Annotated in this window: 17 protein-coding genes; 11 read left to right on the top strand and 6 right to left on the bottom strand. The window is 74.3% G+C overall.

Annotated features, from left to right (window positions below; translation table 11 throughout):
• Positions 1–48 precede the first annotated feature (48 nt).
• The 3 genes from ACFZDL_RS01285 (at position 49) to ACFZDL_RS01275 (ending at position 4,916) form a co-directional block, all read left to right on the top strand.
• The gene (locus ACFZDL_RS01285) at positions 49–1,512 is read left to right on the top strand and encodes an FAD-dependent oxidoreductase (protein WP_391190181.1); all 1,464 of its coding nucleotides are present in this window, start codon (positions 49–51) and stop codon (positions 1,510–1,512) included.
• A 60-nt stretch (positions 1,513–1,572) separates the two neighbouring features.
• Positions 1,573–3,084, top strand: a complete 1,512-nt coding sequence (locus tag ACFZDL_RS01280; RefSeq protein WP_353590710.1) for a protein phosphatase 2C domain-containing protein — start codon at positions 1,573–1,575, stop codon at positions 3,082–3,084.
• Positions 3,085–3,173: 89 nt separating this feature from the next.
• Entirely contained in the window at positions 3,174–4,916 is a 1,743-nt protein-coding gene (locus tag ACFZDL_RS01275) for a pyruvate dehydrogenase (RefSeq protein WP_353590709.1), read from the top strand.
• 19 nt (positions 4,917–4,935) lie between these two features.
• Here the strand turns inward: ACFZDL_RS01275 and ACFZDL_RS01270 are convergent, their stop codons facing one another.
• Entirely contained in the window at positions 4,936–8,106 is a 3,171-nt protein-coding gene (locus ACFZDL_RS01270; RefSeq protein WP_353590708.1) for a glycoside hydrolase family 38 C-terminal domain-containing protein, read from the bottom strand.
• A gap of 207 nt (positions 8,107–8,313) precedes the next feature.
• Between ACFZDL_RS01270 and ACFZDL_RS01265 the strand changes: the two genes are divergently transcribed.
• Positions 8,314–8,757, top strand: a complete 444-nt coding sequence (locus ACFZDL_RS01265) for an ATP-binding protein (RefSeq protein WP_353590707.1) — start codon at positions 8,314–8,316, stop codon at positions 8,755–8,757.
• Positions 8,758–8,857: 100 nt separating this feature from the next.
• Here the strand turns inward: ACFZDL_RS01265 and ACFZDL_RS01260 are convergent, their stop codons facing one another.
• A complete protein-coding gene (locus ACFZDL_RS01260; protein ID WP_353590706.1) occupies positions 8,858–9,958 on the bottom strand; it encodes a DUF2637 domain-containing protein in 1,101 nt (366 codons plus the stop codon).
• Between the two features lie 356 nt (positions 9,959–10,314).
• Here ACFZDL_RS01260 and ACFZDL_RS01255 point away from each other — a divergent pair, with 356 nt between their 5' ends.
• A complete protein-coding gene (locus ACFZDL_RS01255; RefSeq protein ID WP_391189888.1) occupies positions 10,315–11,019 on the top strand; it encodes an FCD domain-containing protein in 705 nt (234 codons plus the stop codon).
• A gap of 96 nt (positions 11,020–11,115) precedes the next feature.
• On the opposite strand, the gene ACFZDL_RS01250 is transcribed toward ACFZDL_RS01255, so the two are convergent.
• Both ACFZDL_RS01250 and ACFZDL_RS01245 read right to left on the bottom strand, forming a co-directional pair.
• Positions 11,116–11,925 carry a hypothetical protein gene (locus ACFZDL_RS01250; RefSeq protein ID WP_353590810.1) on the bottom strand — a complete coding sequence of 270 codons (810 nt, stop codon included), beginning with the start codon at positions 11,923–11,925 and terminating at the stop codon, positions 11,116–11,118.
• 214 nt (positions 11,926–12,139) lie between these two features.
• A complete protein-coding gene (locus ACFZDL_RS01245; protein ID WP_353590705.1) occupies positions 12,140–13,888 on the bottom strand; it encodes a PucR family transcriptional regulator ligand-binding domain-containing protein in 1,749 nt (582 codons plus the stop codon).
• Positions 13,889–14,121: 233 nt separating this feature from the next.
• Between ACFZDL_RS01245 and ACFZDL_RS01240 the strand changes: the two genes are divergently transcribed.
• The 5 genes from ACFZDL_RS01240 to ACFZDL_RS01220 all read left to right on the top strand — a co-directional run bounded on the left by ACFZDL_RS01240 (position 14,122) and on the right by ACFZDL_RS01220 (position 21,005).
• Positions 14,122–15,036, top strand: coding sequence for a xanthine dehydrogenase family protein subunit M (locus ACFZDL_RS01240; protein WP_353590704.1), 915 nt, complete (start codon positions 14,122–14,124; stop codon positions 15,034–15,036).
• Entirely contained in the window at positions 15,027–15,560 is a 534-nt protein-coding gene (locus ACFZDL_RS01235) for a (2Fe-2S)-binding protein (RefSeq protein ID WP_353590809.1), read from the top strand. Before ACFZDL_RS01240 ends, ACFZDL_RS01235 begins: the two co-directional genes overlap by 10 nt.
• A 3-nt stretch (positions 15,561–15,563) precedes the next feature.
• The gene (pucD, locus tag ACFZDL_RS01230) at positions 15,564–17,936 is read left to right on the top strand and encodes a xanthine dehydrogenase subunit D (RefSeq protein ID WP_353590703.1); all 2,373 of its coding nucleotides are present in this window, start codon (positions 15,564–15,566) and stop codon (positions 17,934–17,936) included.
• A 72-nt stretch (positions 17,937–18,008) separates the two neighbouring features.
• Positions 18,009–19,217 carry an XdhC/CoxI family protein gene (locus ACFZDL_RS01225; protein ID WP_353590702.1) on the top strand — a complete coding sequence of 403 codons (1,209 nt, stop codon included), beginning with the start codon at positions 18,009–18,011 and terminating at the stop codon, positions 19,215–19,217.
• 123 nt (positions 19,218–19,340) lie between these two features.
• Positions 19,341–21,005 (top strand): glycoside hydrolase family 6 protein, encoded by a 1,665-nt coding sequence (locus tag ACFZDL_RS01220; protein WP_391189882.1) that lies wholly within the window; start codon positions 19,341–19,343, stop codon positions 21,003–21,005.
• 36 nt (positions 21,006–21,041) lie between these two features.
• Here the strand turns inward: ACFZDL_RS01220 and ACFZDL_RS01215 are convergent, their stop codons facing one another.
• Together ACFZDL_RS01215 and ACFZDL_RS01210 are read right to left on the bottom strand one after the other, a co-directional pair.
• Positions 21,042–21,836 carry an ABC transporter permease gene (locus tag ACFZDL_RS01215; RefSeq protein WP_353590701.1) on the bottom strand — a complete coding sequence of 265 codons (795 nt, stop codon included), beginning with the start codon at positions 21,834–21,836 and terminating at the stop codon, positions 21,042–21,044.
• A complete protein-coding gene (locus ACFZDL_RS01210) occupies positions 21,833–22,768 on the bottom strand; it encodes an ABC transporter ATP-binding protein (RefSeq protein ID WP_353590700.1) in 936 nt (311 codons plus the stop codon). The genes ACFZDL_RS01215 and ACFZDL_RS01210 overlap by 4 nt, the downstream gene beginning before the upstream one ends.
• Positions 22,769–22,947: 179 nt before the next feature.
• Here ACFZDL_RS01210 and ACFZDL_RS01205 point away from each other — a divergent pair, with 179 nt between their 5' ends.
• Positions 22,948–24,153 (top strand): histidine kinase, encoded by a 1,206-nt coding sequence (locus tag ACFZDL_RS01205; protein WP_353590699.1) that lies wholly within the window; start codon positions 22,948–22,950, stop codon positions 24,151–24,153.

The raw sequence follows: 24,153 nt of genomic DNA, 5'->3' as shown, positions 1-24,153 counted from the left end.
AAAGCCCGGCCACGCACGCCGGAGCCGGGCAGAGAGCGAGTTGCGATGATGGCCGCCACGGAGGAGTACGACGTCGTCGTCCTGGGCGCGGGTCCGGTAGGAGAGAACGTCGCGGACCGGGTCCGCGCCGCCGGGCTCTCCGCCGTGATCGTGGAGAGCGAACTGGTCGGCGGCGACTGCTCGTACTGGGCCTGCGTCCCCAGCAAGGCGCTGCTGCGCCCGGTGATCGCCCGCGCCGACGCGCAGCGCCTGCCGGGACTGCGCCAAGCGGCGGGCGGGCCGCTGGAGACCCCGGCCGTCTTCGCGCGCCGCGACGAGTACGTCGCGCACTGGAAGGACGACGGGCAGGTCTCCTGGCTGGAGTCGGCAGGCGTCGACCTCGTCCGCGGGCACGGTCGGCTGGTGGGCGACAAGCGGGTCGCGGTCTCGGACGCCGACGGGCAGGAGCGCTTCCTGACCGCCCGGCACGCGGTCGCCGTGTGCACCGGCAGCGCCGCGGCCCTCCCCGACCTGCCCGGTCTGACCGACGTCCGCCCCTGGACCAGCCGCGAGGCGACCAGCGCGTCCGCCGTCCCCAGGCGGCTCGCCGTGGTGGGCGGCGGCGTGGTCGCCACCGAGATGGCCACCGCCTGGCAGGCGCTCGGCTCGGAGGTGACCGTGCTGGTCCGGGGCTCCGGCCTGCTGGAGCGCATGGAGCCGTTCGTCGGCGAGCTCGTCGCCAAGTCGCTGGCCGAGGCCGGGGCACAGGTTCGCACCGGCACCTCCGTGACCGGCGTACGGCGGGCCCAGTCGGGCGGCCCGGCCGGCTACGGCTCGGGCGCCGGGCCCGTGACGCTGACCCTCGCGGGCGGGGAGCGGCTGGAGGCGGACGAGGTGCTGTTCGCCACCGGGCGCACCCCGCGCACCGAGGACATCGGCCTGGAGACGGTCGGCCTCGAACCGGGCAGCTGGCTGCGGGTCGACGACAGCTGCCGGGTGCGGGACGTGGAGGGCGGCTGGCTGTACGCCGTCGGCGACGTCAACCGCCGCGCGCTGCTGACCCACCAGGGCAAGTACCAGGCGCGCATCGCGGGCGCCGCGATCGGCGCGCGGGCCCAGGGCGTACCGCTCCTGGAGTCGGACCCGTGGGGCGCCCACGCGGCCACCGCCGATACCGCGGCCGTGCCGCAGGTGGTCTTCACCGACCCCGAGGTCGCCGCGGTCGGCCTCACCGCGGCCCAGGCGGAGGCCGAGGGCCGCCGCATCCGCGTCGTCGACTACGACCTCGGGCGGGTCACCGGCTCCGCGCTGTACGCCGACGGCTACCGCGGCCAGGCCCGCATGGTCGTCGACCTGGACCGGGGCCATCTGATCGGCGTGACCTTCGTCGGCCCGGGGGTGGGCGAGCTGCTGCACTCGGCCACGGTGGCGGTCGCGGGCGAGGTCCCCGTGGAACGGCTGTGGCACGCGGTCCCCGCGTTCCCGACGATCAGCGAGGTGTGGCTGCGGCTGCTGGAGACCTACCGCGGCTAGCGTCCGTGGCCGGCGCGGGCGGTGTTCCGCGCCGGGCTCGCCGGGGAAACAATGAACGGCATGAGCGAGCAGGGGGACAGGCGCCGTCACGAGGACGACTGGTGGGGTGAGCTGTACCGCCGGGACACGGACGACGCGGGCCCCGCCTCCGCGGCGGACTCCGTCGACGACCGGTTCGACTCCGCCTCCAGCACGGTCGGCGGCGCCCCGCCTCCGACCGGCCCCCCACCCGGCCCTCCACCCCGCTCCGCCCCGGCCCCCGGAGCCCCCTGGGGGCCGCGGCCACCGGGGGAGGAGGGGGAGCCGGATGGGTCAGGGGTACCGGGCGGGTCGGCGGCGTCGGACGGACCGGGGGCGCCGGGAGGGCCGGGCAGGCCCGCCCGGTCGGGTGAGCCCTTCGGCTGGTTCTCCGGCCGCAAGGAGCCCGGACCTGGAGGCGGGGACCCCGGAGGGGTATCCCCTGAGGGACCAGGAGAGGGACCGGATGGAGGCCCCGGCGCGGGCCCCACTGCGGGGCCGGGCGCGGGAGCTGCTGCGGCGGAGCGGCCGTCCGAGGCGCGGCCGCCCCAGCCCCAATCACCCCAGCCCCAGCCACCCCAGGCACAACCACCCACCCACGGCGACGAGCCGGTCGAGCTGCCCCTCGCCGATCCGTACGACTTGGCCGATCTCGTGCCCGACACCGTGCTGGACGGTGCCCGCTGTGGGGCCGCCACGCTGCGCGTCGTTTCGTCCCGGGGGGAGTCGGCCCGGCAGGGTGGGGAGCCGCGGCGGGATGCGGTGCTCACGGCGCGGTTCGGGGCCGGGCCGGGCGCGCTGGTGTTGGTGGCGCTCGCGGGTGGCGCGGGGGGCGCCGAGGGGGCGTATCGGGCGGCGCGTGAGCTGTGCGAGTGGATCGGCGGCGCGGTCGGCCGCAGCCACGCGCGCTTAGTGGACGACATACGCGCCGGAAACCGCGGCGCGCTCAAGTCCGGGCTGCACCGGCTCACCGACCGAGGCCTGGGCCGCCTGCGGGCCCGCGCGGCCGAGTTGGGTGTGGACCCGGCCGAGTACACCGCCGCGCCGCGCTGTCTGCTGCTGTCCGCCGACCCCGCCTGCCGTACCCGGGTGTTCTTCGGCGCGGGCGACGGCGGCGTCTTCCGGCTGCGCGCGGGGGCCTGGCAGGACCTGGAGCCGGCCGGGCCGGAACGGGACAGTGTGGGCGGCCCCGTGGTCGGATACGGCGGTGCGGCGCGGCCCGGGGCACACGCCGCCGAGGCGCCGGCGGCGATGGGCCTCGGGCTCGCCACGCCGGGCACCGGCCCCGCCCCGGGGCCACCCCCGGTCCCCGCCGCCGCCCCGTTCCGCTTCCGGGCCTCCATAGCCCGGCCGGGCGATGTGCTGCTGATGTGCGGCGGCGGGCTCGCCGGCCCGCTGCGCGGCCGGCCCGCGCTCGCCGGACACCTGGCGGAACGCTGGGCGCAGGGCGGGCCGCCGGGGCTCGCCGCGTTCCTCGCGGACATCCGGACGCGGGTGCACGGATACGCCGGATACGCCGACGACCGTACGGCCGCCGCCGTCTGGGAGGCGTGAGCGCGCGCGCCACGCGTTTCCGTGGGTTGATGGAGCCGGCGGCCGGCGTACCGGCTTAGGCGGCCATGACCCGGACGGAAGGGCGCGCGATGGGCAAGCAAACCGTGGCCGAGCAGTTCGTGGACCTCCTGGCGCGCGCCGGGGTGCGCCGGCTGTACGGGGTCGTGGGGGACAGCCTCAACCCGGTCGTGGACGCGGTGCGCCGCAACGCGGCCATCGACTGGATCCAGGTCCGCCACGAGGAGTCCGCCGCCTTCGCCGCCGGGGCCGAGGCCCAGCTCACCGGCCGTCTCGCGGCCTGCGCCGGCTCCTGCGGCCCCGGCAATCTGCATCTGATCAACGGCCTGTACGACGCCCACCGCTCGATGGCCCCGGTCCTCGCCCTGGCCTCGCACATCCCCAGCAGCGAGATCGGCAGCGGCTACTTCCAGGAGACCCACCCCGACCAGCTGTTCGGCGAGTGCAGCCACTACTGCGAGCTGATCTCCAACCCGCGGCAGATGCCGCGCGTGCCGCAGACAGCGATCCAGCACGCCGTCGGCCGCAGCGGCGTCAGCGTGGTGGCGCTGCCCGGTGACATCGCGGCGCTCCCGGCGCCCGAGCGGGCCGAGGAGCACGCCCTGGTCACCGCCCGCCCCTCGGTGCGCCCCGGCGACGCGGAGATCGACGCGCTCGCCCGGATGGTGGACGCGGCCGACCGGGTGACGCTGTTCTGCGGCAGCGGCACCGCCGGGGCGCACGCCGAGGTGATGGCCTTCGCCGAGCGGGTGAAGGCCCCGGTGGGGCATGCGCTGCGCGGCAAGGAGTGGATCCAGTACGACAATCCGTACGACGTCGGCATGAGCGGGCTGCTGGGCTACGGCGCGGCGTACGAGGCCACCCATGAGTGCGATCTGCTGATCCTGCTGGGCACCGACTTCCCGTACAACGCGTTTCTGCCCGACGATGTGAAGACCGTGCAGATCGACGTCCGCCCCGAGCACCTGGGCCGCCGCTCCAAGCTCGACCTGGCGGTGTGGGGCGATGTGCGCGAGACGCTGGGCTGTCTGACGCCGAAGGTGCGCGTCAAGGACGACCGCAGGTTCCTGGACCGGATGCTGAAGAAGCACGCGGACGCGCTGGAGGGCGTGGTCAAGGCGTACACCCGCCGGGTGGACAAGCACATCCCGATCCACCCGGAGTACGTGGCGGCGGTGCTGGACGAGGAGGCGTCCCCGGAGGCGGTCTTCACCGTCGACACCGGCATGTGCAATGTGTGGGCGGCCCGCTATCTGACCCCCAACGGCCGGCGCCGGGTGATCGGCTCGTTCACCCACGGCTCGATGGCCAACGCGGTGCCGCAGGCGATCGGCGCCCAGTTCCTCGACCGCCGCCGCCAGGTCGTCTCGATGTCGGGCGACGGCGGTTTCGCCATGCTGATGGGCGACTTCCTCACCCTCGTCCAGTACGACCTGCCGGTGAAGGTGGTGCTCTTCAACAACTCCTCGCTCGGCATGGTCGAACTGGAGATGATGGTCTCGGGCCTGCCCGCATACGGCACCACCAATGTGAACCCGGACTTCGCGGAGATCGCCCGCGCCGCCGGGGCGTACGGCGAGCGCGTGGAGAAGCCCAAGCATCTGCGGGCGGCGCTGCGGGCCGCCTTTCGCTACAGGGGGCCCGCGCTGGTGGACGTGGTCACCGACCCCAACGCGCTGTCCATCCCGCCGAAGATCCGCGCGGAGATGGTGACCGGCTTCGCGCTGTCCGCGAGCAAGATCGTGCTGGACGGCGGGGTGGGCCGGATGGTGCAGATGGCCCGCTCGAATCTGCGGAATCTGCCCCGGCCGTGACCCCGCCGTCCGCAGCGCGCTACGCGGGGGTGAGCCTGAGGGTCAGGATCTCGTGCGGGCGCAGGCTCAGGGCCAGCCCGCCCTCGCCGGTGGCCGCCTCGTGCAGCGGCCGCTCAAGCAGGTCCGTCACCTGGGCGCTGACGACCGGGAAGCCGGTGGTGAGCGTGGCGGACGCCCGCCCGCCGCGCGACTCGTACAGCCGCACCACCACATCGCCGCCGCGGTCCTCCGCCAGCTTGACGGACTCGACGGTGATCGCGGGGTTGTCGACGCCGATCAGGGAGGGGAGCGCCGGCCCGGCGGGGAGGACGCGCGGCGGCAGGTTGAGCGCCAGGCCCTCGGCGACCGCGTCGCCCACCTCGGCGCCGGGCAGCAGCGCGTAGCTGAAGCGGTGGGTGCCGAGGTCGGTCTCGGGGTCGGGGCTGTGCGGGGCGCGCAGCAGGGTCAGCCGCACCGTCGTGCCCAGGACCGGCCCGCCCTCGCCGCCCTCCGCCGCGTGCTCCGTACGGGTCACATCGTGGCCGTACGTCGAGTCGTTGAGCAGCGCCGCGCCGTAGCCGGGCTCGGCGACCCGCAGCCAGCGGTGGGCGCAGATCTCGAACCGGGCCGCGTCCCAGCTGGTGTTGGTGTGCGTGGCGCGGTCGACATGCCCGAACTGGATCTCGGAGGTGGAGACCTTGGCGTGGATGTCCAGCGGGAACGCGGCCTTGAGGACCTTCTCCGACTCCTGCCAGTCCACCTCGGTGGTGATGTCAAGCCGGCGGCTGCCCCGGCTGAGCCGGATCTCCTGGGTGACGCGGGAGGCCCCCGACGCGCCGAAGGCGCGCACCACCCGGACGGCGGCGCGCAGCGGCCCGGACTCGACCAGCTCGACGGACTCGGCGTCGGTGAGGTCGGTGTGGACCCGGCGGTAGTGCCGGTCGATGTCCCAGGCGTCCCACTGGTTCGGGTGGTCGGGGTGCAGCTGGAGGAGGTTGCCGCGGGCGCCGGGCGCGATCAGCTCCCGGTCGGCGGCGAGGTCCCGTACGGAGGTGAGCAGCCCGTCGCCGTCGATGACCACCCGCAGCACATCGTTGTCCAGCACGATGGTGCGCCCGTCGCTCAGCGCGCTGACCGGGGCCTGGGACCCGCCGGCCGCCGGCGTGTCGCCGTGCACGGCCGCCGCGCCCAGCGCGGGAAGCCGCACCGCGACCGCGGCGCGCCCGCCGTCCAGCGGCTGGACCGGCGCGCCCTGAGGCAGGGCCGCCGCCGTCGGCGCGTCGAGCGTGACGACCTCGCCGCGCTCGTACGGGGACGCGTTCAGCACCACCGGCCCGTCCGGCGCGCCGCCGGGCGCGCCGCCAAGGGCACGGACCGCCGCCGCGACGATCTGCTCCAGCTCGGCGCGGACCCGCTCATAGGTGTCACGCGCCTCGCGGTGCACCCAGGCGATCGAGGAGCCGGGCAGGATGTCATGGAACTGGTGCAGCAGCACCGTCTTCCAGATCCGGTCGAGATCGTCGTACGGATAGGCGTACCCGGGGGCCCGCAGCGCGGCGGCCGTCGCCCACAGCTCGGCCTCCCGCAGCAGGTGCTCGCTGCGCCGGTTGCCCTGCTTGGTCTTGGCCTGGGTGGTGTACGTCGCCCGGTGCAGCTCCAGATACAGCTCGCCCGACCACACCGGCGCCTTGGCCCCGTACTCCCGCTCCGCCTCCGCGAAGAACGCCGACGGCCGCTCGATCTCGACCCGCGGCGACCCCTCAAGCGACTTCAGCCGCCGCGCCTTCTCCAGCATCTCGCGGGTGGGGCCGCCCCCGCCGTCGCCCCAGCCGAAGGGGACGAGGGAGCGGCTGGCCAGCCCCTTGTCGGCGAAGTTCTTCTCCGCGTGGGCGAGTTCGCTCGCATGGAACTGGGCGTTGTAGGTGTCCACCGGCGGGAAGTGGGTGAACACCCGGGTGCCGTCGATGCCCTCCCACCAGAAGGTGTGGTGGGGCATCTTGTTCGACTGGTTCCATGACAGCTTCTGGGTGAGGAACCACCGCACCCCCGCGAGCTTCGCCAGCTGAGGGAAGGCGGCGGTGTAGCCGAAGGAGTCCGGCAGCCAGATCTCCTCGGTGTCCACCCCCAGCTCCTCGAGGAAGAACCGCTTGCCGTGCACGATCTGCCGGGCCAGCGCCTCACCGCCGGGCATGTTGGCGTCCGACTCGACCCACATCGAGCCGACGGGTGCCCAGTTGCCGTCCGCCACCGCCTTCTTGATCCGCTCCCAGATGTGCGGCTGGTGCTCCTTCACCCAGGCGTACTGCTGTGCCTGCGAACAGGCGAAGACCAGCTCGGGGTACTCGCCCGCGAGCGCCGTGACATTGGCGAAGGTGCGGGACGCCTTGCGCACCGTCTCGCGCAGCGGCCACAGCCACGCCGAGTCGATATGGGCGTGTCCGGCCGCCGACACGCGGTGTGCGCTGGCGTTGGCCGGGCGGCTGAGCACCTCGCTCAGCGCGGCGCGCCCGGCCGCGGCGGTGCCCGGCACGTCATGGAGGTCCAGCGCGTCCAGCATGTCCTCCAGAGCGCGCAGTATCTCGTGGCGCCGCGCCCGGTCCGCGGGAAGCTCCCGCATCAGCTCCGACAGCACCTCGATGTCCAGCACCAGATGCCAGACCTCTTCGCTCAGCACGGCGAGGTCGGCCGAGGCGAAGCGGTACAGCGGCCGGTCCCCGGCGGTCAGCACATCGCCCAGCAGGGTCGGCTCGAAGCCGTCGCGCAGCACGGCCGGGTTGGCGGCCGCCTCCAGCAGCAGCCGCACCGGCTCGCCCCCGGCTGCCGGGGCGGCGACGGGGATGTGCCGGTTGCGCGGGTGGATGCCCTTGATCGGCACGCCGTCCGCGTCGTACACCAGCCCCTCGGCCTGGAAACCGGGCCCGTCACCGGTGAAGCCCGGGTCGATGACGGCCTCGACCCGCCGCCCCGCCCACTCCGAGGGCACCTCGCCCTCCAGCCGGAACCACCAGGTCGACCACGGCGAGCCCCATTCGGTGCCGGTCTCGAAGGGCTCGTACGTCCCCTTGAGCGCGTCGCCCACCGGTACCGGCTCGCCGGGGGTGCGCCACGCGGACAGCGTGAGCGGGGCGCGCGCCGTGTACTGGGCGGGCCTGATGAACTGGCGCAGCGCCCGGTCAAGGCGCCCCTCCACCAGCGATCGGTCGTCGTGCATACGCGGCTCTCCTCAAGATCGGCGAGGGTCGGTCCTCCAGCCGATCATTTCCCGCGGTGTGTGGGCACCCACACGCGGGAATGCATTCCGTGAGCGTGTTCGACGACATTTCGACGCTGGCCGCGCCGTGTGCGGCCGGGGCGGGGGAGGATGAAGCGTCAGCCTTCACGGCGGGGCGGGACGGCCGGGCGGCCGGAAGCGGGGGCGGTGGCCATCGAGAGTGAGCGGGGCCCGGCCCTCAACAGGCGATTACACAGCGGCGAGCTGTCCCGGGTGGCGGAGGTCCGCGCCGAGCTGCGCGATCTGCTGCGGCACTGGGGCGAGCCGAGCAGGAGGGACCTGGCCGAACTGCTCACCAGCGAGCTGGTGACCAACGCGCTGGTGCACACCGACCGTGGGGCGCAGGTGACGGCCACGCTCGGCGACGGGCCCGGCGCGCCGGCCGGCGGCCGATTACGGGTCGAGGTGCGGGACTTCGTCTCCCGGCATCCGACGCTGCGTACGGATGCGGCCGAGGAGGGCACGTCCGGGCGCGGACTGCTGCTGGTGCACACGCTCGCGGACGCGTGGGGGGTGCGGGCCCACGGCGTGGGGAAGGCGGTCTGGTTCGAGCTCGACGCGTGGTTCGGGCCGGACGCGGGGCGCGGATGAGACACGCCGTGCGGATGGCGCGGGGCGTGGATGGGACACGCCGTTCGGATGGCGCGGGGGCGGGAGAGGAGACGGGCTCCCCGTCCCGCCCACCCGGCGATCAGCCGAAGGCTCGCTCGATCTGCGCCAGCTTCTCCTCGAGGGAGTCGAGTCGCGGCATGGTGAGCGTGTCGTCCTCGGCGGTGAGGTCGATGGTGCGCGGGCGGTCGGCCTCGCGGTCGCCCAGTCCGGCGGTGGCGCCGTCACTGTCACTCGCGGACCGCAGGGCGGGCCGGGCCGCGGGCGCGGGCAGCTGCCCCTTGTCCAGCGAGGAAGAGTTTTCCAGCGACTTCTCCGGTATGGCAGGCTCCGATGTGAGTGCGGGCTGCGGAGAGGACCCGGTGACCTCCACCTGGCGGCCGCCGCGCCGCCCCCACGTGCGGTGCTGCCGGTTCAGCGCCCGGATCCTGGCCCGGTCCAGCTTCTCCTGCTCACGCCTGCGGTGCCGGTTGAGCTCCTTCTCCTTGCGGTCCTCGCGCACCTCCTCGACGGCCTCGTCCAGGGTGCGGACGCCCTCGAGCAGCATCAGCGACCAGGCGGCGAAGGTCTCGCGGGGCGCGCGCAGCCAGCGCACGATGCGGATCTGCGGCAGCGGCCGCGGCACCAGGCCCTGCTCGCGCAGCGCCGCCCGGCGGGTCTGCTTGAGCGCGCGGTCGAAGAGGACCGCCGCCGACAGCGACATACCGGCGAAGAACTGCGGCGCCCCCGCGTGGCCCATACCACGCGGCGCGTGCACCCAGTTGAACCAGGCCGCGGCGCCGGCGAACAGCCACACCAGCAGTCGGGAGCCGAGCGCGGCATCACCGTGGCTGGCCTCGCGCACCGCGAGCACCGAGCAGAACATCGCGGCGCCGTCGAGCCCGAACGGCACCAGGTACTCCCAGCCGTTCGTCAGGGCGAGGTTCTCCCGTCCGAAGCCCACCAGGCCCTGGAAGGAGAGTGCCGCCGCCACTCCGGCGCAGCAGAACAGCAGCACATACGAGGCCATCCCATAGATGGCCTCCTTGCGCCGCCGCCGCTCCTCGCTGCGCTCCCAGGAGTCGGTGGTGGCCTTGTCGTCTTTGGCGTTGCGGCCGCGCGCGAGCACTGTCACCGCTCCCACGACGCCGACGAGTATCACGACGGCCGGGAGGCCCCAGCTCGATATGTCGGTCAGTCTCATCCGGTGTCCCTTGCCTCGCTTCCGTGAAGTTCTGGCCGTAGTACCCGGCCTACTCGCGCGACATCCTGGCGGAAACCCGGCTTGTCGCGAGCGGTTTCTGGACAAGAGGGCGCCAAATCGGCGGGGGGACACGCGGATAGGTGCGATACGGTTCGAACGCTCGCGCTGTGCAAGCGGCTTGCATTCTATTCATGGAACCCGATCGAGCGTAAACAGACTGCTGAGCTTGCGTCAGGACGCTCGATGTGCTCCCGTGTGCTCCGTTCCGTTAGGGTTGCCTTAAATACGGCGTCCGAGGGGTTTGACCTCGCGCGGCCTCCGCATATCGTTTCAGGCGGACGTCAGGAGGAGCCGAGGTGGAGCAGGCCAGTGCCGAAACGGCGGCGGAGCCGCACCCGGGTCCCGGCATCCCCGGCCCCGGCGGGCCCGCCTCACGGAAGCCGCCCCGGCGCCACTCGGTGCGCGGGCAGATCCTGGACGCCCTGAGGGACGCGCTGGTCGGCGGCGAGCTCGCCCCCGGCGAGGTCTACTCCGCGCCGGCCCTCGCCGAGCGCTTCGGCGTGTCGGCCACGCCCGTACGCGAGGCCATGCAGCAGCTCGCCGGGGAAGGCGCCGTCGAGGTGGTGCCGAACCGGGGATTCAGGGTGGCCCGGCGCAGCGCGCGCGAGCTGGCCGAGCTGGCCGAGGTGCGGGCCCTGCTGGAGGTCCCGGTGATGCTCAGCCTGGCCGAGGCGATCGCGCCCGAGCGCTGGGCGGGGCTGCGGCCGTTCGCGGAGGCCACGGCGGTGGCGGCGGCGAAGGGGGACCGCGCGGCGTATCTGGAGTCGGACCGCACGTTCCACCAGGCGGTCCTCAGCCTGGCCGGAAACCAGCAGTTGGTCGTCGTGGCCGACGAGTTGCACCGGCGGGCGCAGTGGCCGCTGGTCGGCGGCCAGATCGTGCGCACCGCCGACCTCGTCGCCGACGCGGCCGAGCACATGGCCCTGCTCGACGCCCTGGCCGCGCGGGATCTCGACACCGTCGAGTCCCTGGTGCGCGACCACTTCAACGGCGGCGCGTGAGCGGCGAAGCTTGAGTTTGCAGTGAGTATGGGACAGCGACACGCCGTCGTATCGGCGTGTCGCTGTCCCATACTCACCGCAAACTCAGTGCCCTGCCTACGCCGTCGCGGAGGGTGCTCTGGAGGGCGCCCGTTCTAACTGCTCCGTGAGCCACACCGGTACCCCGCCCAGCAGCCGCACCAGGCGGATCGCCTCCGTGCGCAGCCGGGCCGCCTCCGGCTCCTCCTCCACCTCGGCCAGCGCCGCGAGCGCCGGGGCGATGCCGATCAGATAGCCCAGCTCCTCGCGGATGCGCAGCGACTCGGCGAAGCCGCGCCGCGCCTCGGCCACATCGCCCTCCTGCTTCGCCATCGCGGCCAGATGGCGCCAGGTGAACGAGCGCAGCAGCTCGTCCGCGTGGTTCGCGGCCCCGGCGTGTGCGCGCTGGAAGGCGGCTTGGGCGCCGGTCGGGTTCTGCGCCAGGTGCTGGGCGATCAGACCGCGGCGGAAGTCCAGCAGCGGGCGGGTCCGCGAGCCGGGGCCGAGCAGCGCGGCGGCGCGCCCCAGCGCGGTCCGCGCCTCGTCGGCCCGGTCGCGCACCCCCAGCAGCGTGGAGGCGTAGGCGAGATAGCCGCGCTCGCACGCCGTGGCGCCCCGCTCCTCGTCGGTCAGCGCCAGCGCCTCCGCCGCCCGCAGGGCGTCCTCGGCCGCGTCCCACCCTTCGGAGGTGTACATGCAGCGCTCGATGAGTACGGCGGTGCGCTTCAGCGCGGCCGTGGCGTCGCCCGCCGCGCGTGGCTGGAGCAGGGCGGCGGCGTCGTGCCAACAGCCGCGCGAGCGTAGCCGCCATACCGCCGTGTCCAGGGGGTCGTCCACGAGACCCTGGCGGAGATCAGAATCGGAATCCGATGATCCAGGTGGTGACATGGCGGTGTCCGCCACATTGCCCTCCCCAAGCGCGCCATCGAGCCGGAAGCTGTGATCCGAATCTCAGCATGAATGCGCGGGCGGGGCCAAGGGGTCGGTGTGAATGAATTCACAAACACCCGGGGGAACAGGGGAAACTGAACATCCCTTGACCAACAGGCGGACCGCCGAACGGGTGAACGGCGGACACCTGGGCGCAGCGGCGCCCGGTCGGTCAGCTCATCCGCAGCGCCAGGAAGAAGTCCAGCTTGTCCTCGAGCCGCGCCAGATCGCGCCCCGTCAGCTGCTCGATCCGGCCCACCCGGTACCGCAGCGTATTGACGTGCAGATGCAGCCGGGTCGCACAGCGCGTCCAGGAGCCGTCGCAGTCCAAGAACGCCTCCAGCGTGGGGATCAGCTCGGCGCGGTGGCGGCGGTCGTAGTCGTACAGGGGGTCGAGCAGCCGGGCGGTGAAGGCGCGGCGGACGTCGTCGGGGACGAAGGGGAGCAGCAGCACGTGCGAGGCGAGCTCCTGGTGGCCCGCCGCGCACACCCGGCCCGGCCGGGCGGCGGCGACCCGCCGGGCGTGCCGCGCCTCCTCCAGGGCGCCGCGCAGCCCGTCGGCGGAGTGGACGACGGCGCTGACGCCGAGCGTCAGCCGCCCGTCGCCGTCGAGCCCGTGGGAGAGCGGTTCACGGACGGCGGTAAGCAGCGCGTCGGCCTGCAGCCCCGTCCCGAAGCCGTACGCTCCGCCGTCGTCGCCCTCGCCCTCGCCCTCGACCTCGCCCTTGGCCGCCGGGGCGTCGGGCAGGGCCGGCAGCGGGACCAGCGCCACCGCCTCGTCGCCGGAGTGCGCCACCGCGATCCGGTCCGAGGGCTCGGGCCCGGTGGCCTCCGGGTCGACCAGGATCTCCTCCAGCAGCGACTGGGCCACCGGGCCGGCCGGCGCCCCTTCGCCCTCCCACTCCACCCGGGCCACCACCACCTGCCAGCGCGGGGCCGAGCCCAGGCCCGGCAGCAGTACGGGGGCGGCGACCCGCAGCCGGGCGGCGAGCTCGGCGGGCGGCGCGCCCGACTGGGCCAGCTCCAGCACCTCCTGGGCCAGCCGGCGCCGTACGGTACGGGCGGCGTCCCTGCGGTCCCGCTCCACCGCGATCAGCTGGGTGACGCCGTGCAGCAGATCCAGCCGCTCCTCCGGCCAGTCGCCCGCGTCCGCCCCGACCACCAGCAGCCAGTCGAAGAGCACGGTCTCGCGTACGTCCCCGGCCTCCGACGCCGTGCGGCCACTGCTGCGGATGGGGAAGAGGGAGTACGCGGAGCCGTCGGCGGCGATCACCCGGTGCGGACCGCGGCGGCCGGAGCGCTGGGCGGCCAGATGCTCGCCCGCGAGCCGCGCGCGCACCGCGGCGGGCAGCTCGGGCGCGCCCCCGGACCCGGCGCCCGCGGCGACGCTGGGCACCGCGATCCGCCGGCCGGTGGGGGAGAGCACCCAGGCGGGCAGGTCGAGGTCGGAGCCGAGCAGATCCAGCACGACCTCCGGGCCGCCGCCCGCGGGCCCCGAGGTCATCAGCCGCCGGTGCCGGTCCACGACGGCCGCCAGATCCCCGGCCCGCTCGCCGGAGACCCGGCGCACCACATACTCGGTGATCGACGCGAACGACACGGCCTCCGCCACCGAGAACAGCGGCAGCCGGTGCCGGGCACACGCCAGCACCAGGTCCTCGGGCACGGAGCCGAGCTCCGCCTCGCCCGCCGCGAGCCCCGCGACCCGGGCCGCCACCAGGATCCGTACGAACCGCTCGGAGTCCTCGGGCTCCCGCCGCCACGCCAGGCCGGTCAGGACCAGCTCGCCACCGGAGAGATAGCGGCTCGGGTCGCGCAGATCGGTGGTCATCACGCCGCGCACGGTGCGGTCCAGCTCCTCCGCGCCCCCGAGCAGCCGCAGGCCCAGGGCGTCGGTCTCCAGCAGTGCGCGCAGCCGCATGTCGTCGTCAGCCGATCCTCGTGCCGGTGGAAGCCTCGCCGTTCCCGTCGCCGTTTCCGGTGAATATCGCCGAGGTTTCCACTCCCCGTCTTTCGTTCGAATCTACAAGACCACGCTGCTGGCCAGCCAACTGCTTCATGGCATCGGTGACTGCACCGGGTGGCCCACACCCCGGTCTACTGGCGGTGAGCCGCGTGCAGACATCTGGGGAGACCCGGAGAGAAGGGACGCCCATGGAATTCCTGCGCCCCGCGAGTTGGGAGGAAGCGCTCGCGGCGAAGGCCGAGCACCCCGAGGCCGTGCCCATCGCGGGCGGGACCGACGTCATGGTCGAGATCAACTTCGACCGCCGCCGCCCCGATCACCTGCTCGACCTGGGCAGGATCGACGAACTCCACACCTGGGAGACGGGCGAGCAGACCGTACGGCTGGGCGCCTGCGTACCGTACGCGCGGATCATCGAGCGGCTGCGGCCCGAGCTGCCGGGGCTGGCGCTCGCCGCGCACACCATCGGCTCGCCGCAGATCCGCAACCGCGGCAGCGTCGGCGGCAACCTCGGCGCCGCCTCGCCCGCCGGTGACGCGCACCCCGCGCTGCTGGCCGCCGGGGCCGAGGTGGAGGCCGCCTCGGTGCGCGGCAGCCGCCTCATCCCCGTCGAGGAGTTCTACACCGGGGTGAAGCGCAACGCGCTGGCCGATGACGAACTGATCAGGGCCGTCCACATCCGCAGGGCCGCCGGGCCGCAGCAGTTCTCCAAGGTCGGCACCCGCAACGCCATGGTCATCGCCGTCTGCGCCTTCGCGATCGCGCTGCACCCGGACACCCGCACGGTGCGGACCGGCATCGGATCGGCCGCGCCCACCCCGGTACGGGCGCGGGCGGCCGAGGACTTCCTGAACGCCGCGCTCGCCGAGGGCGGCTTCTGGGACGGCGGCCGGACCATCACCCCGTCGATCGCCCGCCGCTTCGCCGAACTGTGCGCCGCCGCCTGCGACCCGATCGACGATGTGCGCGGCAGCGCGGCATACCGACGCCACGCGGTGTCCGTCATGGCCCGCCGCACGCTCGGCTGGACCTGGGAGGCGTTCCGCGCGAGCGGCGGCACGACCGGCGGAGACACGACCGAGGGAGGCACATGGTGCGCGTGACGTTCACGGTCAACGGGCGGCCACAGCAGGCCGATGATGTGTGGGAGGGCGAGTCGCTGCTGTACGTGCTGCGCGAGCGACTGGGCCTCCCCGGCTCCAAGAACGCCTGTGAGCAGGGTGAATGCGGATCCTGCACGGTCCGGCTCGACGGTGTGCCGGTATGCGCCTGTCTGGTGGCGGCCGGTCAGGCCGAGGGCCGCGAGATCGTCACGGTCGAGGGCCTCGCCGAGTACGCCGAGGCCCGGAGCCGAGGGGCCGGCCAGGACGGGCCGACCGCGGCCACGCGGCAGCCGCCCCCACTGGCCCCCGTCCAGCAGGCGTTCATCGACGCCGGCGCCATCCAGTGCGGGTTCTGCACCCCCGGTCTGCTGATCGCCGCCGACGAACTGCTGGAGCGCACCCCCGACCCCTCCGACGCCGACATCCGCGAGGCGCTCTCCGGCAACCTGTGCCGCTGCACCGGCTACGAGAAGATCCTCGACGCGGTCCGCCTGGCGGCCGCGCGCACCACGGAGACGAGGTAGCCCATGGGCCCCGGCCGCACCCCCGCCCCCACCCGGCCGCCCCAGGGCGCCACGGCCCGGGGCACCATCGGCGAGTCCACGCCGCGCCCCGACGGCACCCTCAAGGCGACCGGCGAGTTCGCGTACTCCTCCGACCTGTGGCACGAGGACATGCTGTGGGGCTTCACCCTCCGCAGCCCGCACGCGCACGCCGAGATCCGCTCCATCGACACCGGCGAGGCGCTGGCCATGCCCGGGGTGCACACCGTCATGACGTACGCCGACCTCCCCGCCGAGACCCACTACGGCCTGGAGATCCGCGACCAGCCCGTGCTCGCCACGGGCCGGGTCCGCTACCACGGCGAGGCCGTCGCGATCGTCGCCGCCGACCACCCCGAGACCGCGCGCCGCGCCGCCGCCCGGATCAGGGTCGAGTACGCCGAGCTGCCGCTGGTCACCGACGAGGCCACCGCCACCGCGCCCGGCGCGCCCGTGCTCCACCCCGGCCGCACCGACCGCCACGCCGCACACGCCCCGCACCCCAACGTCGTCCACCGCCAGCCCATCACGCGCGGCGACATCGCCGCCGCCAGGGCCCGCGCCGATGTGGTGGTGCGCCGGGACTACGAGGTCGGCATGCAGGACCAGGCCTTCCTCGGCCCGGAGTCCGGCCTCGCCGTGCCCGCCGAGGACGGCGGCGTCGACCTCTACATCGCCACCCAGTGGCTGCACGTCGACCGCGATCAGCTCGCCCCGGTCCTGGGCCTGCCCGCCGAGAAGGTCCGGCTGACCCTGTCCGGCGTCGGCGGGGCCTTCGGCGCCCGCGAGGACCTGTCCATGCAGGCGCACGCCTGCCTGCTGGCGCTGCGCACCGGCCGGCCCGTCAAGATCGTCTACAACCGGTACGAGTCGTTCTTCGGCCATGTCCACCGCCACCCCGCCAAGCTCGCCTACGAGCACGGCGCGACCCGCGACGGCCAGCTGCTCTACGTCCAGTGCCGCATCGTCCTCGACGGCGGCGCGTACGCCTCCTCCTCCCCGGCCGTCGTCGGCAACGCCGCCTCGCTGTCGATCGGCCCGTACGCCGTGGACAACGTCGACATCGAGGCGCTGGCCCTGTACTCCAACAACCCGCCCTGCGGCGCGATGCGCGGGTTCGGCGCGGTGCAGGCCTGCTTCGCCTACGAGGCGCAGATGGACGCGGTGGCGGCGGAGCTGGGCCTGGACCCGGTGGAGTTCCGGCAGCGCAACGCCATGGAGCAGGGCACGCTCATGCCCACCGGCCAGCGCGTCGACTCCCCGGCCCCGGTCGCCGAGCTGCTGCGCCGGGTCAAGGCGCGCCCGCTGCCGCCCGAGCCCCCCAGCGGCCCGCTCGACGTACGGGAGCTGCCGGGCGGGCTGTCCAACACCAGCCACGGCGAGGGCGTGGTGCGCGGCGTCGGCTACGCGGTCGGCATCAAGAACGTCGGCTTCTCCGAGGGCTTCGACGACTACTCCACCGCCCGGGTGCGCCTCGAGGTGCTGGGCGGGGAGCCGGTCGCCCTGGTGCACACCGCCATGGCCGAGGTCGGCCAGGGCGGGGTGACCGTACACACCCAGATCGCCCGCACCGAGCTCGGCGTGGCCCGGGTCGTGCTCCACCCGGCCGACACCCAGGTCGGCTCGGCCGGCTCCACCTCCGCCTCCCGCCAGACGTATATGACCGGCGGCGCGATCAAGCACACCTGCGAGGCGGTGCGCGAGGAGGTGTTCCGGCGCGGCCGCGAGCGGTTCGGCGCCGACCACCCCGGCTGGGCGGGCGCACCGCTGCTGCTGGCGGGCGGCAAGGTGGTCACCGAGGAGGGCGAGGTCGTCGGGGACCTCGCCGAGATCCTGGGGGAGGACGCGATCGACATCGAGAAGGAGTTCCGGCACCGCCCGACCCAGCCCTTCCACCCGAAGACCGGGCAGGGCTTCGGCCACGTCCAGTACTCCTTCTGCGCCCACCGGGCCGTCGTCGACGTCGACACCGAACTCGGCCTGGTCAAGGTCGTCGAACTCGCCGCGGCCCAGGACGTCGGCAAGGCGCTCAACCCGCTGTCCGTGGTCGGCCAGATCCAGGGAGGAACGACACAGGGGCTCGGGCTCGCGGTCATGGAGGAGATCGTCGTATCGGACGGCGCGCTGGTCCGCAACCCGTCCTTCACCGACTATCTGATCCCCACCATCCTCGACACGCCGAGCATCCCGGTGGAGGTGCTCGAGCTGGCCGACGACCACGCGCCGTACGGGCTGCGCGGGGTCGGCGAGGCCCCCACCCTGTCCTCCACCCCGGCCGTCGTCGCCGCCATCCGGGCGGCGACCGGCCTGCGTCTTAGCCGCGTCCCCGTGCGCCCGGAACATCTGACGGATACGTGATGGTTATGGGTAAATGTGGCGTGGCTGTGACCCGCCACCGCCCATGGACGACGGAGTCTGGAGCTGAGCGCCATGCTGGACATCGCCGCCGAGCTGCACCGCTGGTGCCAGGAGGGACGGGACTTCGCCGTCGCCACCGTCGTGGCCGCCGTCGGCAGCGCGCCCCGGCAGCCGGGCGCGGCGCTGGCCGTGGACGCCGCGGGGACGGCGGTCGGCAGCGTGTCCGGCGGGTGTGTGGAGGGCGCGGTCTACGACCTGTGCCAGGACGCGCTGCGCACCGGCCACACCGTGCGGGAGAGCTTCGGCTACTCCGACGAGGACGCCTTCGCCGTGGGCCTGACCTGCGGCGGGACCATCGACATCCTGGTCACCCCGGTGCCCGCCGACGACACCCGGCTGCGCCCCGTCCTCGCCGCCGCGCTGTCGGCCGCCGCGCCCTCCGGCGCCACGCCGTCCGCCGCGGGCGGCCGGCCGGCGGCGCTCGTACGGGTCGCCGACGGGCCGCCGGAGCTGCTGGGCCGCGCACTGCTGGTGCGCCCCGACGGCTCGCACGAGGGAAGCCTCGGCCCGGCCCCGCACCGTGCGGGGGCGGACCGTACGGCCCTGGACCGTACCGCGGTCGACGAGGCCCGCGCGCTGCTGGAGGCCGGGCGCACCGCCACCGTCGAGGTCGGCGCGGACGGCGGCCGCTGCGGTGAGCCGGTCACCCTGCTCGTCGAGTCCGCGGTGGCCCCGCCCCGCATGATCGTCTTCGGTGCGATCGACTTCGCGGGCGCGCTGGCGCGCATCGGGAAGTTCCTCGGCTACCACGTGACGGTGTGCGACGCCCGGCCCGTCTTCGCGACCGCCCGCCGCTTCCCGGACGCGGACGAGGTGGTCGTCGACTGGCCGCACCGCTATCTGGACGCCACCGAGGTCGACGCCCGTACGGTGCTGTGCGTGCTCACCCACGACGCCAAGTTCGACATCCCGCTGCTGGAGCGGGCGCTGCGGCTGCCCGTCGGGTACGTCGGCGCGATGGGCTCGCGCCGCACCCACGAGGACCGGCTGCGGCGGCTGCGCGAGGCCGGGCTCGGCGAGTCGGCGCTGGCCCGGCTGCGCTCCCCGATCGGCCTCGACCTCGGCGCCCGGACGTCCGAGGAGACGGCCCTGTCCATCGCGAGCGAGATCGTCGCCGCCCGGCGGGGCGGCAGCGGAGTGCCCCTGACGGGCGCCCACATCCCCATCCACCACGACCTTTCGGCACAGGTGGGCATGGGGCGGATCGGCTCGGTCGCCTGACGGAGCGCCACCCGTAGGTGGGGGAGCGGTTCGGCCACCCGGCGGACGTACGCGTTGCGAGGTCCCGGTTTCTGATTGAGCCTCAGAAATCGACCCCGAAACCGCCGCTCGAGGAGTGCGCACGTGCGTAGAAGACGGACGATCCCCACCAAGCAAATGGCCTTTCTGGCCGCGATCGCGCTGCCCCTGTCCACCGCGGCCGCCGGGTACGCGGCGGCGCCGGGGGAGCCCGCCCCGGCCAGGGCCCTGCACCGCCTGTACACCCCACCGGCCGGCACGGGCCCCTACCATCAGGTGACCCGGCTGGTGAGGCACGGCGACCGCGGCGCGGCCGCCGGGCTGCTCGAGATGGTCCGTACGCCGCACGCGGTCTGGTTCGGGGACGAGAGCCCGGGAGAGGTCGAGCAGCTGGTCCGCGAGACCACCCGGCGCGCCGTGCGGCGGGGCCATGTGCCCGTCCTCGCGCTCTACAACACGCCGGGCCGTGACTGCGGCAGTTACTCGGCGGGCGGTGCTCAGGGCACCGCCGAGTACCGGGAGTGGATCGACGCCGTCGCCCGGGGCATCGGCAACCGGCGGGCGCTGATCGTCCTGGAGCCCGACTCGCTCGCCCTGCTGCCCTCCGACTGCGGCCGGGCGGGCGGCGAGACCGCCGGGCGCGACGAGCCCGCCGCCGATGTGTCCGAGGAGGAGCCGAACGGCGCCCCGGACGGCGGGGACGCACTCGAGGGCGACGCCTTCGACAGCCGCCTGTTCGGCGCCGAGGCCGGGGCCGGGGTGCTCGGCGGCGTGATCGCACGCGCCGAGGCGCAGGCCGAAGCACACTCCCGGGCGCGGGCCGCGCGGGCCGAAGCGGAGGCCAAGGCACGGGCCGGGGCGCAGCCCACGACGCACGGCGGCCGGCGGGCCGAGGCCCCCGCCGATATCGACCCGGTCACGGACCTGCCCGAGGAGGCGCACGCCGACACGCCGGACGAGGCGCACGCCGACGCGCCCGTGAACACGCCCCCCGGAAGACCTACGGACAACTCGGCCGGGAACCCGGCCGAGAAACCCATCGGCGACGCCACCGGCACACCCGTCGGCACACCCCGGGAGGCGTCCGCCCTGCCCCCCACCGAGCTGAGGGCCCGCAACGCCGCCCGCTACACCGAGCTCAACTACGCCGTCGACACCCTGGAACCGCTGCCCGGCACCAAGGTCTACCTGGACGCGGGCCACTCGGCCTGGCACCCCGTCAGCAGCATCGTGCGCCGGCTGCTCCAGGCCGGTGTCGACCACGCCACCGGCTTCGCCATCAACGTCTCCCACTACCAGACCGACGAGGACAACGCCTGGTACGGCCGGCTCATCTCCTCCTGCCTGGCCTATGTGGCCGACGGCGGCAACCCGGCGGAGTGCCCCGACCAGCGGTGGCCGCGGCTGCGCGCCGAGCGGTGGCTGGAGGTCAACGTGCTCAACGAGCCCGATGAGATGAAGCACTTCATCACCGACACCAGCCGCAACGGACGCGGCCCCTGGACGCCCCGGGCCGGCAGCCACGCCGACCCCCAGTCCTGGTGCAACCCTCCCGGCCGCGGCCTGGGCATGCGTCCCACCACCAGGACCGGCGACCCGCTGCAGGACGCCGCGCTGTGGGTGAAGACCCCCGGCGAGTCGGACGGCCAGTGCCTGCGCGGCACAACCGGGCCCCATGACCCGGAGCGCGGGATGGTCGACCCGGAGGCGGGCGAGTGGTTCCCCGAGCAGGCCCTCGAGCTGGTCCGCTTCGCCCAGCCCTCCCTGTGACGCCACGTCAGCGGTCCGTCGGCGCCCCCGGTACGGTCATTCCGGCCGGGGGTCCCAGCGGAAGCGGCGGACCGCGACGACCGCCCCCGCCACACCCCAGATGAGCAGTACGCCGAGGCTCCGCCAGGCGAAACCGGAGTCGAAGGGGAGGGCCAGGGCGTCCATCAGGGCCTGGTTGAACGGCCGTACCGGCAGCGCGTCGGCCACCTCGGCCACCGTTCCGGAGTGGATCGGCAGATAGGTGCCGGAGATGAACACCAGCGGGAACAGGACGAGCTGGACGACCGCCGGCGCGGCCTCGGCGTTGCGGATCAGCGAGGCCACCGCGACCCCGAGGGCGCAGAAGCAGCCCGCGCCCAGCACCAGCGTCACCACGATCGCGGGCCACCGCGCCACAGCGGGCAGCGGTACGCCGTACAGCCGCCCGACGCCGACGATCAGCAGCACGTCCACCACGCTCAGCATGGCGCAGTGCGCCAGCAGCCCGAGGAAGTACACCCAGGCGGGCAGCGGCGTGGCCCGTACCCGTTTGAGGATCCCGTTCTGCCGCCGGGTGGCCAGCACGATGGCCAACTGGCTGTAGCAGGAGCCCAGGACGGAGACCGCGGCGATCGTGGACACGTAGTAGCCCAGCGCCGAGAGCCCGTAGAAGTACGGGTCGGTGCCGCCGCCGCCGAACATCGCGCCGAAGACCGCGATGACCACGACCGGGAAGACGAAGGTGAAGAAGGCGCTCTGCGGATTGCGCCAGAAGGACAGCTGCTCGTAGCGGATCTGGTGCCACAGCAGCGCCAGGGCGCGGCGCGGTGGCCGGCGGCCGGCGGCGCTCATCGCCCGTCCCCCTTCCCCATGGGTCCGGTCAGCCGGAGGTAGACGTCCTCCAGGCTCGGCCGCTCGACGGTGATCCCGTCGAGCGATACGCCGCGCCCGAGCGCCCAGCCCGTCAGCCGGTGCAGCGCCTCCGTCGGCTCCTCGGTCTCCACGGTGACCAGTCCGCCGTCGCCCGGCGCGGCGGCGACCGGCAGTTCGGCCGCCGCGCACCCCTCGGGCAGGGCGAAGCGAATCCGCGCGCGGGCGGTGTCACGGCCGCCGAGGGACGCGGGAGCCCCCTCGGCCACCACCCGGCCGCCGGCGATCACCGCCACCCGGTCGGCCAGCTCCTGGGCCTCCTCCATGGAGTGCGTGGTGAGCAGGACGGTGGTGCCGGCGTCGCGCAGCTCGTGTACGAGCCGCCAGGCGCCGCGGCGCGCGTTCGGGTCGAATCCGGTCGTCGGCTCGTCGAGGAACAGCAGGCTCGGGCCGCCGATCAGACCCAGCGCCAGGTCAAGCCGCCGCTTCTGCCCGCCCGACAGCGCCCTGACCTTCCGCCGCTCCTGCCCGGCGAGACCGACCAGGCCGATGACCTCGTCGACATCGCGCGGCGACGGGTAGTACCCGGCGTCGCGGGCGACCGTCTCCCGGACGGTCAGATACGGCTCGACCGCGATGTCCTGCAGCACCAGCCCGATCCGCTCGCGCAGCCGGCGCCCGGCGGCCGGGTCCGAGGGGTCGAGGCCGAGCACCTCGACCCGCCCCGCGTCCCGGGCGCGGAAGCCTTCGAGGATCTCCAGCGTGGTGGTCTTGCCGGCCCCGTTCGGCCCGAGCAGCGCGAAGATCTCCCCGGGCGCGACGGTGAAGCTCACCCCGCGCACGGCCGCCACCGCTCCGTAACTCTTGTGCAGGTCCGCCACCACCACGGCGGCGGCCCGCCCTCGCGTCGTCATGGGTCCATTGCACGGCGGTCGGGGCGGCGGGCGGCAGGGCGAGTGGTCGGCGGCCGGGGCGACGAAGGCATGGCCGTCCCAGGCGGCGTGCGACTTTCGTAGGGTCCGCCCCCGACGGACGTCGTGGCCTGGGACAACGCCCGCTCGACGGGCGCGGGCGATGTCCTACCGTAGGCCGCATGACTGCCGGACCGTGGCACCGTAGGCATCCGGTCGCCGTGGACGTGGCGATCGCGGTGGCTTTCGCCCTGCTCGACACCGGGCTGACGCTGCTCCGCGCGACCTGGTGGCCGGCCCACCCGGGCCCGCTGGCCTGGGCCATGCTCGGCGCGCAGGCGCTCGCCTGCCTCTCGCTGGCCGCCCGCCGCCACGCGCCCCTGGCGGTCATGGCCGTCCTCGGCGGGTTCACGCTCGCGGTGTCCCTGCTGATCTCCCCGGCGGGCGCGCTGACTCCGGCGCATCCGGGCAATGTGTGGGCGCCCCTCGCGACGGCGCTCGCGGCGTACGGGCCGGCCTTCTACGGCCGGAAGCGGTGGTCCCGGCTGACGGCGCTCGTCGCGCTCGGCGTCTTCACGGCGATCGTGGCGCGGGTGTGGCAGCCGTCGGTCACGGTCATCACCATCGGGGTGCTGCGCACCGCCCTCGGGCCGCTGCTGACGCTGTACTTCGAGGCCCGCAGACGGCTGGTGCTGGCGCTGACCGAACGCGCCGAGCGGGCCGAGCGGGAGCGCCACCTGCTCGCCGAGCAGGCCCGTGCCGAGGAACGGGCGAGGCTGGCGGGGGAGATGCACGACGTGGTGACCCATCGGGTGAGCCTGATGGTGCTCCAGGCCGGGGCGCTGCGGATCACGGCGCCCGACGAGGCGACCCGGCAGGCGGCGGAGGAGCTGCGGGCGGCCGGCTGCCAGGCCCTCGACGAGCTGCGGGACCTGGTCGGCATCCTGCGCACCGCCCCCGAAGGGGACCCGACGCCCTCGGTGGCCGGGTTCGCCGCGCTGGTCGCCGAGTCGACCGCCGTGGGCACCCCGGCCCAGCTGACCGAGGAGGGCGACCGGGCGCTCGCCTCGCCGGTGGTCGGGCGCACCGCGTACCGCATCGTGCGCGAGGCGCTGACCAATGTGCGCAAACACGCCCCGGGCGCGCGGGTCACCGTACGGGTCGAGTACGGCGCGGCGCGGCTGCGGCTCACGGTCCGCAACACGCCGTCGGCCGACGGCCCCCACCGCGCCCTGGCCGCCACCGGCTCGGGCCTGGGCCTCGCGGGCCTGCGGCAGCGCGTGGAGCTGGTGGGCGGCACCCTGCGCGCCGGGCCCGAGCCGGACGGCGGCTTCGGCGTCGAGGCCACGCTGCCCTCGTATGTGCCGACGGCGGAGACGGTGGGGTGA

Source organism: Streptomyces sp. NPDC007917, from assembly GCF_042959105.1.
Taxonomy (GTDB): domain Bacteria; phylum Actinomycetota; class Actinomycetes; order Streptomycetales; family Streptomycetaceae; genus Streptomyces.
Note: the sequence above shows the minus strand (reverse complement) of the source record. Positions and strands in the feature narration are given on the sequence as shown.

What these genes read in the sequence shown, in the direction of transcription:
- ACFZDL_RS01210 (WP_353590700.1), bottom strand. Translation starts at nt 22,768, where the DNA reads ATGACGACGCGAGGGCGGGCCGCCGCCGTGGTGGTGGCGGACCTGCAC.
- ACFZDL_RS01280 (WP_353590710.1), top strand. Translation starts at nt 1,573, where the DNA reads ATGAGCGAGCAGGGGGACAGGCGCCGTCACGAGGACGACTGGTGGGGT.
- ACFZDL_RS01205 (WP_353590699.1), top strand. Translation starts at nt 22,948, where the DNA reads ATGACTGCCGGACCGTGGCACCGTAGGCATCCGGTCGCCGTGGACGTG.
- ACFZDL_RS01250 (WP_353590810.1), bottom strand. Translation starts at nt 11,925, where the DNA reads ATGTCACCACCTGGATCATCGGATTCCGATTCTGATCTCCGCCAGGGT.
- ACFZDL_RS01240 (WP_353590704.1), top strand. Translation starts at nt 14,122, where the DNA reads ATGGAATTCCTGCGCCCCGCGAGTTGGGAGGAAGCGCTCGCGGCGAAG.
- pucD (WP_353590703.1), top strand. Translation starts at nt 15,564, where the DNA reads ATGGGCCCCGGCCGCACCCCCGCCCCCACCCGGCCGCCCCAGGGCGCC.
- ACFZDL_RS01215 (WP_353590701.1), bottom strand. Translation starts at nt 21,836, where the DNA reads ATGAGCGCCGCCGGCCGCCGGCCACCGCGCCGCGCCCTGGCGCTGCTG.
- ACFZDL_RS01225 (WP_353590702.1), top strand. Translation starts at nt 18,009, where the DNA reads ATGCTGGACATCGCCGCCGAGCTGCACCGCTGGTGCCAGGAGGGACGG.
- ACFZDL_RS01260 (WP_353590706.1), bottom strand. Translation starts at nt 9,958, where the DNA reads ATGAGACTGACCGACATATCGAGCTGGGGCCTCCCGGCCGTCGTGATA.
- ACFZDL_RS01275 (WP_353590709.1), top strand. Translation starts at nt 3,174, where the DNA reads ATGGGCAAGCAAACCGTGGCCGAGCAGTTCGTGGACCTCCTGGCGCGC.
- ACFZDL_RS01270 (WP_353590708.1), bottom strand. Translation starts at nt 8,106, where the DNA reads ATGCACGACGACCGATCGCTGGTGGAGGGGCGCCTTGACCGGGCGCTG.
- ACFZDL_RS01285 (WP_391190181.1), top strand. Translation starts at nt 49, where the DNA reads ATGGCCGCCACGGAGGAGTACGACGTCGTCGTCCTGGGCGCGGGTCCG.
- ACFZDL_RS01245 (WP_353590705.1), bottom strand. Translation starts at nt 13,888, where the DNA reads ATGCGGCTGCGCGCACTGCTGGAGACCGACGCCCTGGGCCTGCGGCTG.